We start from the raw sequence: 13,624 nt of genomic DNA, 5'->3' as shown, positions 1-13,624 counted from the left end.
TGGCGCCGGAGCAACATTTTCGCAAACTCACGCACCACCTTGACACCTCGTCACCCGTGCCTTGTCGTAATACCCGCACAAAGTCGAACGCCTCCGCACAGCAACGCACGGACTACGAGGAGTACGCGCATGACATTACCCCGCCCCAGACGCCGGGCCATGGCCGCCGCCCTGGCGGCCGTCACGTTCACCGTGGCCGCGCCGGTAGCGGCCCAGGCAGCCGCGCCCGCGAAAGCCCCCGTGGCCACCCAACAGCGGTCGGCGCAGGCCCCGTTGGCGACCATCACGTGGACGCTCCAGCGGGCCACCAATCCCACCCCGGACCAGCAGGACGCGTACAACCGCATCACCGCGGCCATGAACGCCGCGGTGGCCCGGTACAACAACCTCAGCGACCTGGGCAAGAGCATCACCGTGCAGTACGACCCGGGTGTTCCCACCGCGGACGGCAACATCAACGGGACCATCCGGTTCGGCAACCGCTCCTATATGACCGAACGCACCGCGCTGCACGAGATAGCCCACACCATCGGCGTCGGCACCAGCGGCCGTTGGGCCTCGCTCACCAGTGGCGGCACCTGGCGTGGCGCCGAGGCCACCCGGCTCGTCAAGCAGTACGACGGGTCCGGCGCCGCGCTGTCCGCCGGAGGTGGCCACTTCTGGCCGTACGGCCTGAACTACGAGAACGAGTTCTCCCAGACCGCCGCCGACCGGCACGTCAACATCGTCGCCGCGATGGTACGGGACGGCCTGTAGCGGGCCCGGTGGCCCGTCATGCGGCAGGGCTGTAGTCGGGCAGGACCAGGCTGGTGTTGGCGGCGCGGAACTCCTCGCCCGACAGTGCGGCGGGATTGAGCAGGGCCTCGTTGCGGGCGTCGAGCGCTTCCTGGGTGCCGGGGAGCATGGTGGCGGCGCCCGGGGCGGCCAGGGCCTGGTTCTGCTCGACGAAGGGGCGCACCGTCCGCTCGTAGGCGGCGAAGGCGTCCGCGTGGTCGGCGTGGGTGGCCAGTTCCCCGGCCAGGATGTACGCGTCCACGAGGGCGACGCTGGTGCCCTGGCCGGTGAGGAACGAGGCGGCGTGGGCGGCGTCGCCGACGAGGGCGACACGGCCGTGCGACCAGGCGGGCATGTGGATCTGACTGATGATGTCGAAGAACAGGTCGTCGGCCCCGCGCATGGCGGCCACCAGGCGCGGGAGGTGCCAGGCGGGCTCGGGGAACGTGGCGGCGACGAGGTCGCGTTGGGCCTCGGGGTCGCGGAAGGCGTCGAAGGGCGGCTCCTCCTGCCGGAAGATGAGGAACCCGTGCACACGGTCACCGGACTCGTGGGCGTAGAGGACGGCCGCCCGGCCGGGGGTGTTCCACTGGACCGCCTCGTGTGCGAGGCCGAAGTCGCCTGCGAGGGTGAACCCGGCGAAGGCATGGCCGAGGTAGCGGTGGAACCGCTCCTCGGGGCCGAACACCAGGCGGCGGGTGTGGGAGTGCAGCCCGTCCGCGCCGATGACCAGGTCGAAGGTGCGGTGGGCGCCGCTGTCGAAGGTGATCTCGACGCGGTCCCCGCGGTCGTCCAGGGTGGCGATGGAGTCGCCGAAGAGGAACTCGACCCGGTCACGGACCGGGGCGTAGAGGGCGTCCGCGAGGTCGCCGCGCCGCACTTCGAGGTCCAGGCCCTCCACGCTGCCGGTGATGACTTCGGGGCGGACGAAACCGACGAGGTGTCCGTCGCGGTCCACGAAGGAGATCTTGCGGCTGTCGACATGGGCCTCGCGCAGCCGCGGGAGCAGTCCCATGCGGTCCGCCACGTCGCGGGCCGGGCCGCGGACGTCGATGGGATAGCCGCCGCTGCGGATCGCGGCCGCCTTCTCGACGACGGTGACCTCGAAGCCGTAGTGATCGAGCCAGTAGGCGAGGGTCGGCCCGGCGATGCTCGCGCCGGAGATGAGGATCCTGCGGTGCGTGGGGTGGGTCATCTGGGGGGTTCCTTCCGTGGGACGCCCGCTTATTTACGTACTGTAGGTATCTTTTTTGGGAACGGTCGTGATGCTACAGATACCTACGTTAGGTAAGCAAGTGCGGTCAGGTCCGCCCCTCAGCCGAGCAGGTCCATGAGGGGTGCGAGCCCCGCCGGGCGCTGGTCGGCCGGCAGATGGTCCACGAAGTGCACCGGACAGCCCAGCGCCGCCGCGCCGCCGTCCGCGACGCGGCTGTCGCCGACCATCAGCACTTCGGAGGGAGGCAGCCCGAGCGCGTCGCACGCGGCGCGGAAGATGGCGGGCGCGGGCTTCTGGACGTTCAGCTCGTAGGAGAGCACATAGGCGTCCACCAGCCCGTCCAGCTCATGGGCCCGGAAGACAGGCCGCAGGTCCCAGCCGATGTTGCTGACCACCGCCACCTTGATGCCACGTCGGCGCAGCTCCCGCAACGTGGCCTCGGTGTCCGGGTAGGGCCGCCAGGCGGCGGGCGTGCGGTGGCGGTCGTACAGCGCCCGCGTCAGCTCGGCGCCCGGCAACCGGGCCTCCTCGATCAACGCCGTATAGGCCGCCCGATGCTGATCGGCACTCAAGTCCCGTTCGCGCCATCGCTGTTCGAGATGCGCGGGAATGTGCCGGGGCTCCGGTCCGCCCGGGAGTGCCCCGCAGTCGGTCAGCCGCCGCACCCAGTCGGCGAACTCCTCACCGTCCGCGGGGACGGCCGCCTCAGCCAGCGCCGCGGCGAGCCACTCCTCGACCGACTCGATGCGCATCAGCGTTCCCGAGAAGTCGAACATCACCCCGTTGACCATGTCCGCGATCGTAGCCCCGCCGCCACCCGCGTGCGCCGCTCTTTACGCCTGAGGTAATCGACGTTCGCTCCCCTCCCCCGGCAGGATCACCCGTATCGGACGCACAGTGTGAGGAGAGCGCCATGACCATCACGTCCACCGAGACCACCCGCGCCGTAGTGCGGGAGTTCCTCGCGGCCCGGGCGGCCGGGGACGTCCGGCGGCTCACCGGGCTCTTCGCCGACGAGGTCGACTGGCTGCTCGCCGAGAACCCCACGGTGCCGTGGATCCGCCCGCGCTCCACCGCCGCCGAATGCGCCGCGCAGTTCACGGAGCTGATGGAGCACACCGTGGCCGAGGACGCGCGCGCCTCCGTCGACGCGTTCCTCGTCGACGGCACCGACGCCGTGCTGACAGGGCATCTGTCGGGGACCGTACGCGCGACGGGGAAGTCCTTCGAGGGCCCGTTCGCGCTGCGTCTCACCGTCGAGGACGGACGGATCACCCGGCACCACCTCTACGAGAACAGCCTGTCGATCGCCGCGGCCTGCGCCCAGGGGTGAGGCCCCGGCTCAGCGGGACGGGTCGGCGATCCGTACGCGGTCGCTGTCGCCGTCGGACAGGAACGACGACACGCTCCGGCCCTCCTCGGCGACGGCCGTGCGCTCGGCCCGGGAGAGGCCGCGCAGCGGGGTGACGGCCACGGTGCCCGCGTCGGCGGTCCAGGTCGCGGCGGCCCGGCCGTCGACCAGCACCACGCGGGCGCCCGCGACGGACAGGCCGCGGTGGGCGTCGTCGATGATCCGGCCGCGGTCGTGGTAGCCGAGGATCGCGTTGTCGAACGCGGGCAGGAACCGCACCGGGGCGGGTGTGCCGGGGTCGGGGCGCGGGGCGTCGGGCAGGTCGAGCAGTTCACGGCCGCGTGTGTCGCGGAAGGTGACCAGCTCCCCGCGGACGGCGGCCACCGCGGCGGGCAGTCCGGCGAGGCCGCACCAGGCGCGCAGGTCGGCCGAGGCGGCGGGGCCGAACCCGGCCAGATAGCGGCGCACCAGCGCCGCGCCGACCGGGTCGGTGCCCGGTGGGGCGGGCGGGTCGATGTCGCGGCCCAGCCAGCGGGCGTACGGGGTGTAGCGCACCCCCGACGCCCTGCGCCACAGCCCGCGCGGCGGCAGTTGTACGGCCGGGACGAGGGCGGCGATCGCCATCTCCCCCAGGGCCTTCGGGCCCGGCGCGGGCCAGCGGTCGGCGAGCGCCCGCGCGACCTCGGGCATCGAGCGGGGCTCGCCATCGGCCAGCACCGCTCGGGTCGCGGCGGCGAGTTCGGCGAGGTCCACCCCGGCCAGCTCGCGACGGTAGACGCCCGTCACCCGCTGGCGCAGCATGGCGTCGTGGCGCGCTCGCCAGGCCAGGGCGTCGGCGGCGGTGACGAGGTGGACGGTGCGCCGCATGAGGTGGGTGCGCACCACGCGCCGCCCGGTCAGCAGGCCGTCCAGCGCCGCCGGGTCGAAGGCGCGCAGCCGCGACCAGAGGCCGGTGAACGGTGCCTGCGGCTCCTGCGCTTGCAGCCCGCCGAGGTGGGCGACGGCGTCGAGGACCGGTAGGTCGGCGCGGTCGAGCAGCAGCTGCCGGGCCAGCGTGGCGCGGCCCAGCGCCCGGTTGTCGAGAACGGTCATGGGGACACGATCACCGGGGATGCGGTCAGGTTGTGACCGCATCCCCGGTTCGGCCGCCACCGGTGTGCGTCACGGCACCCGCGGGCCCCGGTACTCGCTCATCGCGTCGATGAGCCAGCGCGCCAGATAGTCGGCGAACGAGGAGCGCGGGAAGAGGCGGTACGTCGGTGCCTCGTCCAACTGCCAGAGCAGCACCGCTACCGGGCCGACCGTGGTGGACACCGCCCGCCCGGGGCCGAAGGCCCGCGGGTGCAGGTCCAGGGGGCAGCCCTTCTCCAGCACCTGCCGGGCGGCGGGGCCCCTCAGCTCCAGCGTGGTGCGGTTCGCCGAGACGTCCACCACCGACCCCGGGTCCCCGGCGAGCGCCTCCCGCAAATCGACCGCCACGGCGGTCCCGTCGGCATGGCACAGCACGAGCCATTCGTCGGGGCCGAGCCACAACACCGTATGGGGGCCGGATGTGGTGGTGTGGCCGCAACTGCGCGGAAGGGGCGCGCCCAGGGTCTTCGCGATGCGGTCGGCCGCTTCGGAGGCGGGGTCGACACGCACGTTCACCATGGTGATGAACGGCCATTCGGCGAGCCGTACGCCGCGCGCGCCGGTGACGGCGGCATCACGCATCGGCTCCTCCAGATGGGCCAGCGGGCTGGTGCGCAGTGCCACCGGGCCCGCGCCCGCGTCGTTCGTCGGCTCAGCCATCGCGCTTGGTCCCTTCGGGGTCGTACAGGACGGTGTCGGCCACCTCGACGGGCACCAGCTCCTCGCCCACCGGGGCGAGCAGGGTCTCGCCGATCCTGGCCCGCCCGTCGGCCACGAGGGCGAGGGCGAAGGGGCGGCCGAGGGCCGGGCTGTGGTAGCTGGAGGTGACGTGGCCGAGCATCGGCACCGGCCCGGCCTCGGGGGTGATCGGCACACCGGGGGCGACGAGCTGGGCGCCCTCGGGCAGCCGGGTCCTGCCGTCGCTCGGCAGCAGGCCGACCAGTTGCTTGCGGTCGGTACGGGAGGTGTCGGCGCGGGCGTAGGACCGCTTTCCGACGAAGTCCTTCTGCTTGGAGACCACCCAGGACATGCCCGCGTCCTGCGGGGTCACGGTGCCGTCGGTGTCCTGGCCGACGATGATGTAGCCCTTCTCGGCCCGCAGGACGTGCATGGTCTCGGTGCCGTACGGGGTGATGCCGTACGGCCGTCCGATCGCGTACACCTCCTCCCACACCGCCTGGCCGTACCACGCGGACACGTTGATCTCGTAGGCGAGTTCGCCGGAGAAGGAGATCCGGCAGATGCGGGCCGGGACACCGGAGGCCAGGGTGGTCTCGCGGAAGGCCATGAAGGGGAACGCCTCGGCGGACAGGTCGACGTCGGGCGCGAGATGGGCGACGACCTCGCGGGACTGCGGGCCGACGACGGCGATCGTCGACCACTGCTCGGTCACCGAGGTGCAGTGGACGTCGAGTTCGGGCCACTCGGTCTGCAGCCACTCCTCCAGCCAGTCCAGGACCCCGGCGGCACCGCCGGTCGTGGTGGTCATGAAGTAGCGGTCGTCCGCCAGGCGCAGCGTCACACCGTCGTCGAAGATCATCCCGTCGGACTTGCACATCACGCCGTAGCGGGCCATGCCCGGCTTCAGCTTCTTGAAGCCGTTGGTGTAGACGCGGTTCAGGAACTCCCCCGCGTCCGCGCCCCAGATCTCGATCTTGCCGAGGGTGGTGGCGTCCATGAACGCCACCCCCTCACGGGCCGCGCGGCACTCGCGGGCCACGGCCGCGTCCATGTCCTCGCCGGGCCGGGGGAAGTACCGGGGGCGCTTCCACTGACCGACGTCCTCGAACACCGCGCCGTGCGCCACGTGCCAGCCGTGGATGGACGTGGTCCGCTCGGGGTCGAACAGCTCGCCGCGCTCGCGCCCGGCCAGGGCGGCGAAGGCGACCGGGGTGTACGGCGCCCGGTAGGAGGTGGTGCCGATCTCGCCGGGGGACGCGCCCGCGCCGAGCGCCTCGGCGATCACACCGATGGCGTTGACGCCGGACGTCTTGCCCTGGTCGTTCGCCGTGCCGAGCGAGGTGTAGCGCTTGATGTGCTCGACACCGCGCATACCGGAGCCGACCGACCGCCAGACGTCGGCGACCGTCACATCGCGCTGGAGGTCCACGAAGTGGGTGTCCCAGCTGCCGGGTTCGCCCTCGCTCGCGGGGACGAGCCACAGTGCGCGCACCGGAGCGGCGCCGGACCCCGCGTCGTCGGACGACGAGGGCACGGGCACCGGGAACCCGGCGTCCGTGGCGGCCCGCGCACCGGCCCGCGCCCCTTCGGCCAGAGCGCCGTCGAGGCCGTACGTCCCGCGGGCGGCGCCGACGACCTGCTGGTCCCGCACGGCGCCGTCGGGCACGAAGGCCGTCAGGTCCTGGTCCCAGCGCAGCTTCCCCTGGCGCTGGCTGTGCAGATGCACCACCGGGCTCCAGCCGCCCGAGACGGCCAGCAGGTCGCAGTCGAACGACTCCGGGGCGCCGGTGAGGTGTCCGTCGCCGTCGAGGGCCCGCACGGTGACACCGGTCAGGCGGCCCTCGCCCGCGGTGGCGGCCACCGCGCTGCCCGTCAGCACCCGCACCCCGGTGGCCACGGCCACCTCGGCGGCCCGGTGGGTCAGCTCGGGGCGCGCGTCCACGACGGCGGCGATGCCGACCCCGGCGGCGTGCAGATCGGCGACCGTGTCGTAGGCGCTGTCGTTGGTGGTGCTGACCACGGCCCGCGAGCCGGGGGCGACGCCGTACCGGTTGAGGTACGTACGTACGGCCCCGGCGAGCATCACCCCGGGGCGGTCGTTGCCCGCGAAGACCAGCGGACGCTCGTGCGCGCCGGTGGCCAGGACCACCTGGCGGGCCCTGATGTGCCACAGCCGCTGGCGCGAGACGCCGTCGGACGGCCGGGGGGCGTCGGCGCCGAGGTGGTCGGTGCGCCGCTGGAGGGCCAGCACATAGTTGTCGTCGTAGGAGCCGACCGCCGTGGTGCGCCGCAGGACGACGACCTCGGGGGCGGCGTCGAGCGCCGCGCGGACCTCGGCGGCCCATTCGAGGGCGGTCTGCGCGCCGACCGTCTCGGTGCGCCCGGAGAGCAGCGCGCCGCCCGGTTCGGACCGCTCGTCGAGGAGGATCACACGGGCGCCGGAGCCCGCGGCGGCGGTGGCGGCGGCGAGCCCGGCCGGTCCGGCGCCGACGACGAGGACATCGGTGTGGACGAACTTCTTGTCGTACACGTCGGGGTCGGGCGTCGGGTCGAGCCGCCCCATCCCGGAGAGCGTGGTGGCGGACAGGCCGTCGTACAGCTCCGCCGTGGTCGCGGGCAGCATGCCCTCCGAGCACGGCCCGTCGATCTGCACCAGGGCGTTGGGCTCCTCGGGGCCCGCGGCGAGGATGCCGCGCGGGCGGCCGCGGTAGATCGACGGAGCGACCTCCACGAGCCCGCCCGCGAGCATCGCGGAGGCGACGGTGTCTCCGGGGTGCCCGGTCAGCTCGCGGCCGTCGACGGTGAAGCGCAGCACGGTCCCGCGGTCGACGCGGCCTCCGTGCGGGAGCCGGAATGGCTGGTCGGTCATCGGTTCCCTCCGGCCTGGGGAGTCGCGGGGCGGGGCTCGTCGAGCCGGTAGGTGGCCAGCAGCTCGTAACTCACGGTGTCGCGCAGGGCGTTGAACCAGCGGCGGCATCCGGCGCTGTGCATCCACCGCTCGGCGAAGGGCCCCTTGGGGTTGTCGCGGTAGAAGACGTACGCGGCCCACTCCTCGTCGGTGACGTCCGCGGTGTTTCCGGTGTTCCCGGGGTAGGGGACGTGGGCCTGTCCCCCGTAGTGGTACTCGGCCTCGTCGCGAGGACCGCACCATGGGCAGGTGATCAGCAGCACGGTGTTCTCCTCAGTGGGCCACGGCCGCGGCGCCGTGTTCGTCGATCAGTGCGCCCGTCGTGAAGCGTTCGAGGGCGAAGGGGGCGTTCAGCGGATGCGGCTCGCCGGTGGCGATGGTGTGGGCGAAGGTCAGGCCGGCGGCCGGCATGCCCTTGAAACCGCCGGTGCCCCAGCCGCAGTTGACGTAGAGGTTCTCGATCGGCGTGGCGCCGACGATGGGAGAGGCGTCCGGGGTGACGTCGACGATGCCGCCCCAGGTCCGCAGCACATGGGCACGGGCGAAGATGGGGAACAGTTCGACGGCGGCGGCCATCTGCTGCTCGATGACGTGGAACGAGCCGCGCTGTCCGTAGCCGTTGTACGAGTCGACGCCCGCGCCCATCACCAGCTCGCCCTTGTGCGCCTGGGACACGTAGACGTGCACATGGTTCGACATCACCACGGTGGGGTGGACCGGCTCGTGCAGCTCGGACACCAGCGCCTGGAGCGGGTGGGACTGGATCGGCAGCCGGAATCCGGCCAGCTCGGCCAGGACGCTGCTGTGCCCGGCGGCCGCGAGGCCGACCCGGCCCGCGAGGACGCGCCCGCGGTTGGTCTCCACGCCCACGACCCGGTCGCCGTCCTTGACGAAGCCGGTGACCTCGCAGCCCTGGATCAGGTCCACGCCCATCTCGTCGGCCTTGCGCGCCAGCGCCCAGGCGACGTGGTCGTGCTTGGCGATACCGGCCCGCGGCTGGAAGGTGGCGCCGAGGACCGGATAGCGGGTGCGGGGTGAGACGTTGAGGATGGGGCAGACCTCGGCGACCTCGTCCGGCTCCAGCCACTCGGCGTCGACTCCGTTGAGCCGGTTGGCGTTGACCCGGCGCACGCTGTCGCGGACGTCCTGGAGGGTGTGCGCGAGGTTGAGGACGCCGCGCTGGCTGAAGAGGAAGTCGTACTCCAGCTCCTCGGGGAGCACCTCCCACAGTTTCAGCGCGTGCTCGTACATCGCGGAACTCTCGTCCCACAGGTAGTTCGAGCGGATGATCGTGGTGTTGCGCGCCATGTTGCCACCGGCCAGCCAGCCCTTTTCCAGGACGGCCACATTGGTGATGCCGTGGTTCTTGGCGAGGTAGTAGGCGGTGGCCAGGCCGTGGCCTCCCGCGCCGACGATGACGACGTCGTACGAGGAGCGCGGCTCCGGGTTGCGCCAGAGGAAGTCCGGATGCTCCGGCAGCGGCTGGGTGGTCATGCCGCGTCTCCGTTCAGCTGGGGAGGTTCAGGTGGGCGTAGAGGGGGAACGCGCCGGCGAGCTTGTCGACCCGGTCGCGCAGCAGGTCCGCCTGCTCGTCGCCGAACCGCTCGTCCTTCAGGGCCTGGGCGATGATGTCGGCGACCTCGCGGAACTCCGTCTCGCCGAAGCCCCGGGCGGCCAGCGCCGGGGTGCCGATCCGCAGCCCCGAGGACACCATCGGCGGGCGTGGGTCGAACGGCACAGCGTTTCGGTTGACGGTGATGCCGATGCGGTGCAGCCGGTCCTCGGCCTGCTGCCCGTCGAGGGCGGAGGCCCGCAGGTCGACCAGGACCAGATGGACTTCGGTGCCACCGGTCAGCACCGTGATCCCGGCCTCGGCGACGTCGTCGGCCAGCAGCCGCCCGGCGAGGATGCGGGCACCGGCCAGGGTGCGCTGCTGGCGCTCGGCGAACTCCTCGCTCGCCGCCACCTTGAAGGCCACCGCCTTCGCGGCGACCACGTGCTCCAGCGGGCCGCCCTGCTGGCCGGGGAAGACCGCGGAGTTGATCTTCTTGGCCAGGTCGGCGCGGCTGAGGATCACCCCGCCGCGCGGACCACCGAGGGTCTTGTGCGTGGTGGTCGTCACGACGTCGGCGTACGGCACCGGGCTCGGGTGGAGCCCCGCGGCCACCAGCCCGGCGAAGTGCGCCATGTCCACCAGCAGATACGCGCCCACCTGGTCGGCGATGCGCCGGAACGCGGCGAAGTCCAGCCGCCGGGGGTAGGCCGACCACCCGGCGACGATCATCTTGGGCCGGTGTGCGAGAGCGAGCTGCTCGACCTCGTCCATGTCGACGCGCATGTCGGATTCGCGCACGTGGTACGGCACGACGTTGTACAGCTTGCCGGAGTAGTTGATGCGCATGCCGTGGGTCAGATGACCGCCGTGCGCCAGATCGAGGCCGAGGATCGTGTCGCCGGGCTCCAGCAGCGCGAACATCGCGGCCGCGTTGGCCTGGGCTCCCGAGTGCGGCTGGACGTTGGCGGCCTCCGCGCCGAAGAGCTCCTTCACCCGGGCGATGGCCAGCCGCTCCACGATGTCGACGTGCTCGCAGCCACCGTAGTAGCGGCGGCCGGGGTAGCCCTCCGCGTACTTGTTGGTCAGGACCGAGCCCTGCGCCTCCATGACCGCGGACGGAGCGAAGTTCTCCGAGGCGATCATCTCCAGGGTGGACTGCTGACGGTGCAGCTCGGCGTCCACCGCGGCGGCCACATCCGGGTCGAGGGTGCGAAGCGGAAAGGAGAGTTGGGAGGTGAGGGAGGTGTCCGTGGTGAGCGACGGGGTGGTTGCCATCTGTGCACCATCCTGAGAGCCAACTAATGGGCAACTGATATATCAGCCTGTGCGGTAAGGTATGGGAGCTCGCCGGGACAGGTCAAGGGGGCTTCATGCAGCACGTGGCGACCGAGCCGAGGGGCGAGGAGCTGTCCCTCGCTGAGCGCGCCTACCGCGCCATCCGCGACCGGCTGGTCATGCTCGAGATCCGCCCGGGCGCGCCGATCAACGAGGACCAGCTGGCGCAGTCGCTCGGCGTCGGGCGGACACCGGTGCGCGAGGCGCTCAAGCGGCTCCAGTACGAGCGCCTGATCACCACCTATCCGCGGCGCGGCACCTTCGCCACCGAGGTCAACATCACCGACCTGGCGCATATCTCCGAGGTGCGCCAGGAGCTGGAGCCGCTGGCCGCCGCCCAGGCCGCGCGGCGCGCCACGGACACCGACCGGGCGGACCTGACGGCCGCGCTACGGGAGCTGGAGAGCGGGCATGCGCGCCGCCGCGACGCCGACGAGCTGATGCGTCTGGACCTCCAGGTCCACCGCGCCATCTACGCCGCCACCCACAACCCGTACCTGGAGGACACCCTCGTCCGCCACGACAACCTGGCCACCCGCATCTGGTGCCTGTTCATCGACCGGCTGTCGGACATGGCGGGCCACATCGAGGAGCACGGGCCGCTGATCGAGGCGGTCGTGGCCGGTGACGCCGAGAAGGCGGCACAGCTCGCCCGCGATCACGTCGAGGGCTTCGAGCGGGCCATTCGCGCCGCGATCTGAGGCGCCGGGCGTCAACTCAAGTGCCGTAGGCGTCAGTTGGAGCACCGTACGCGTCAGTGCGCGGCCTCCCGGGAATCGTCCCGGCGCATGCGCGGCCTGCCCGCCAGGGTGGTCCACAGATGCGGTGCCACGTCGTCCTCCGGGAGTTGGGCGATCATGAAGCGGACGCACCGCTCGATCTTGACCCGCCACAGCCGGGCCGCCTCGTTCCCGTCGGCGTTGCGCAACGCCTCGTAGACGGCGGTGTCCTCGTCGGTGATGGTGTCGCACGCCCGGCTGTAGTTCATCTCCAGCACCGCGACGAACATGCGCAGCCGGGCCGTGAGCCGTTCGAAGGTCCGGGCCGCCTGCGGAAGGTCCGCGGTGCGGGCGACGGCGTCCTGGAACCGCAAGTCGACTTCCCGCACCCGGACGTGATCGCCGTCCCGGGCGGCGTCGCGGACCTCCGCCAGGGCCGCCGAGGCCACGGCCAGGGGTTCGCGCCCGAGCATGGCGACGCGCCGGATGAGCAGCGCGCCCAGGCTGGCGCGCAGGGCGTACAGGTCCAGGACGTCCTTCGCCGTGACGGCCGGGACGGCGGTCGCGCCGCCCGGGAGCAGGTCGAGCATGCCCTCCTCGGCCAGCGCCCGCAGCCCCGCGCGGACGGCCCGGCGCGAGAGGCCGAGACGGCTCGCGAGCGGCGCCTCGCGTACGCGGCCACCGGGCCGGAGTCGACCGGCGAGTACGGCCTCGCGCAGCAGGCCGACGGCGGGGTCGGTCGTGACGGGGGCGCCGGGCGGACCGTCGGGCGATGTGATCCGGGTCGCTCCGGGGGCGATGGCACGGTCGGGTGCGCGGCCGCCCCGGGGGTGCGAGTCATTGTCAGGGCCGCAGATGGCCGGAATGCCGTACGCGGGGCGCGGGGCGGCGATCCGGGTGAAGGGTTCGGCGGAGGGGACCCATGTGGTGGACCAGGTCAGCAGCGCGGCACGCAGGCGCGGCACACCGGGCGCGGCCTCCTGAGGGACCTGGGCGTCGGTGGCGAAGAGGCGCCGGACCTCGTCGGTCCACGCCTCCGGGCCGGGCACGTGGTGCACGCGCAGCCGCGGGGAGGCGGCAGCGTACGGCGACTCGGGGCCGGCGCCGTCCTCCTCCGGGAGGCCGTACGCGAGCAGGTGCACCACTCCCCCGGTGTCCGCCGCCGACCGCGCCTGGTCCAGGAAGGCGCGCAGGGCGGTGTGGTCCGCAGGCCCCGGACCGCGCAGCGCCGCGAACGCGCAGGCAACGGCCAGGACATGGGCCACATCCCGCTCCTGGCCGAAGAGCCGGGCCGCGGACGCCGCGGCGGTGGCGCCAGCGGCGGTGCCCGCGGCCGTGCCACGGCCCGTCCGGGCCGCCACGGCGAGCACGCACACCGGTGGCGCGATGAACAGCCCGACCACCTCGTCGGCGCGCTCCGGCAGGGACCACGCCCGGCGCGGCCCGGCCGTGCCGCCCGCCCCCGGCTGCACGCGGTAGGCCCGCCAGATCCGGCTCACGGTGCTCTGGCTCAGGCCGGTTTCGGCGGCCATGGAACGGGTCGACCAAACGTGTCCGGCACCGGGCGGCGGTGGGGTGAGGGTGCGGACGAGGACGTGCGCCACCGTGTCGTCGTCCGCTGCGGGAGGCCGCCCGGGACGTGGCTGCTCGTCCAGTCCCGCCAGCCGCTCGGCGAGGAAGCGGGCGCGCCACTTGCCCACCATGTCGCGGGAGATGCCGAGGCGTCTGGCCACGCCCAGGTTGGTGGGCTCGTCCTCGCAGGCCAGCACGATGCGCGCGCGCAGCGCCCGGGCCTGTGAGCAGCTGCGGCTGCGGGTCCACGTGCGGAGTGCGGCCCGTTCGTCCTCGGTGAGGACCACGGCGTCGCGGGGGCGGCCTGCCATGGCGGGAACCGTAGCCGAACTTCTGATTCAGGTGTACCCCCGGGCCGGAGTGGATGCCGGAGGCATTGTTG

General features: G+C 72.8%; 12 protein-coding genes. 3 read left to right on the top strand and 9 right to left on the bottom strand.

The window, feature by feature from the left end:
- The first annotated feature begins 129 nt into the window (after positions 1 to 129).
- Entirely contained in the window at positions 130 to 756 is a 627-nt protein-coding gene (locus tag ACH4TL_RS37065; RefSeq protein ID WP_398327969.1) for a hypothetical protein, read from the top strand.
- 16 nt (positions 757 to 772) lie between these two features.
- Here ACH4TL_RS37065 and ACH4TL_RS37060 read toward each other — a convergent pair whose 3' ends face one another.
- Positions 773 to 1,969 carry an FAD-dependent monooxygenase gene (locus ACH4TL_RS37060; RefSeq protein WP_398327966.1) on the bottom strand — a complete coding sequence of 399 codons (1,197 nt, stop codon included), beginning with the start codon at positions 1,967 to 1,969 and terminating at the stop codon, positions 773 to 775.
- A 119-nt stretch (positions 1,970 to 2,088) separates the two neighbouring features.
- The gene (locus ACH4TL_RS37055; RefSeq protein ID WP_398327963.1) at positions 2,089 to 2,781 is read right to left on the bottom strand and encodes an HAD family hydrolase; all 693 of its coding nucleotides are present in this window, start codon (positions 2,779 to 2,781) and stop codon (positions 2,089 to 2,091) included.
- Between the two features lie 122 nt (positions 2,782 to 2,903).
- Here ACH4TL_RS37055 and ACH4TL_RS37050 point away from each other — a divergent pair, with 122 nt between their 5' ends.
- Entirely contained in the window at positions 2,904 to 3,323 is a 420-nt protein-coding gene (locus tag ACH4TL_RS37050) for a nuclear transport factor 2 family protein (RefSeq protein ID WP_398327960.1), read from the top strand.
- A gap of 9 nt (positions 3,324 to 3,332) precedes the next feature.
- Here the strand turns inward: ACH4TL_RS37050 and ACH4TL_RS37045 are convergent, their stop codons facing one another.
- The 6 genes from ACH4TL_RS37045 to glyA form a co-directional block, all read right to left on the bottom strand.
- Positions 3,333 to 4,433 (bottom strand): winged helix DNA-binding domain-containing protein, encoded by a 1,101-nt coding sequence (locus tag ACH4TL_RS37045; protein WP_398327957.1) that lies wholly within the window; start codon positions 4,431 to 4,433, stop codon positions 3,333 to 3,335.
- 69 nt (positions 4,434 to 4,502) lie between these two features.
- Positions 4,503 to 5,132, bottom strand: coding sequence for a sarcosine oxidase subunit gamma (locus tag ACH4TL_RS37040; protein ID WP_398327954.1), 630 nt, complete (start codon positions 5,130 to 5,132; stop codon positions 4,503 to 4,505).
- On the bottom strand, positions 5,125 to 8,022 hold the full coding sequence (locus ACH4TL_RS37035) for a sarcosine oxidase subunit alpha family protein (protein WP_398327951.1): 2,898 nt from the start codon (positions 8,020 to 8,022) through the stop codon (positions 5,125 to 5,127). The genes ACH4TL_RS37040 and ACH4TL_RS37035 overlap by 8 nt, the downstream gene beginning before the upstream one ends.
- Complete coding sequence (locus tag ACH4TL_RS37030; protein ID WP_398327948.1) at positions 8,019 to 8,324, bottom strand: sarcosine oxidase subunit delta; 306 nt, start codon at positions 8,322 to 8,324, stop codon at positions 8,019 to 8,021. Before ACH4TL_RS37030 ends, ACH4TL_RS37035 begins: the two co-directional genes overlap by 4 nt.
- Positions 8,325 to 8,334: 10 nt before the next feature.
- Positions 8,335 to 9,555, bottom strand: a complete 1,221-nt coding sequence (locus ACH4TL_RS37025; protein ID WP_398327945.1) for a sarcosine oxidase subunit beta family protein — start codon at positions 9,553 to 9,555, stop codon at positions 8,335 to 8,337.
- A 13-nt stretch (positions 9,556 to 9,568) separates the two neighbouring features.
- Positions 9,569 to 10,891: a serine hydroxymethyltransferase gene (gene glyA, locus ACH4TL_RS37020; RefSeq protein ID WP_398327942.1), complete on the bottom strand. Its 1,323-nt coding sequence runs from the start codon at positions 10,889 to 10,891 to the stop codon at positions 9,569 to 9,571.
- A 95-nt stretch (positions 10,892 to 10,986) separates the two neighbouring features.
- Here glyA and ACH4TL_RS37015 point away from each other — a divergent pair, with 95 nt between their 5' ends.
- Positions 10,987 to 11,652 (top strand): GntR family transcriptional regulator, encoded by a 666-nt coding sequence (locus ACH4TL_RS37015; protein WP_398327939.1) that lies wholly within the window; start codon positions 10,987 to 10,989, stop codon positions 11,650 to 11,652.
- A 53-nt stretch (positions 11,653 to 11,705) separates the two neighbouring features.
- Here ACH4TL_RS37015 and ACH4TL_RS37010 read toward each other — a convergent pair whose 3' ends face one another.
- Positions 11,706 to 13,553 carry a helix-turn-helix domain-containing protein gene (locus ACH4TL_RS37010; protein ID WP_398327936.1) on the bottom strand — a complete coding sequence of 616 codons (1,848 nt, stop codon included), beginning with the start codon at positions 13,551 to 13,553 and terminating at the stop codon, positions 11,706 to 11,708.
- Between the last annotated feature and the right edge of the window lie 71 nt (positions 13,554 to 13,624).

Source organism: Streptomyces sp. NPDC021115 (genome assembly GCF_044333065.1).
Classification (GTDB): Bacteria; Actinomycetota; Actinomycetes; order Streptomycetales; family Streptomycetaceae; genus Streptomyces.
Note: the sequence above shows the minus strand (reverse complement) of the source record. Positions and strands in the feature narration are given on the sequence as shown.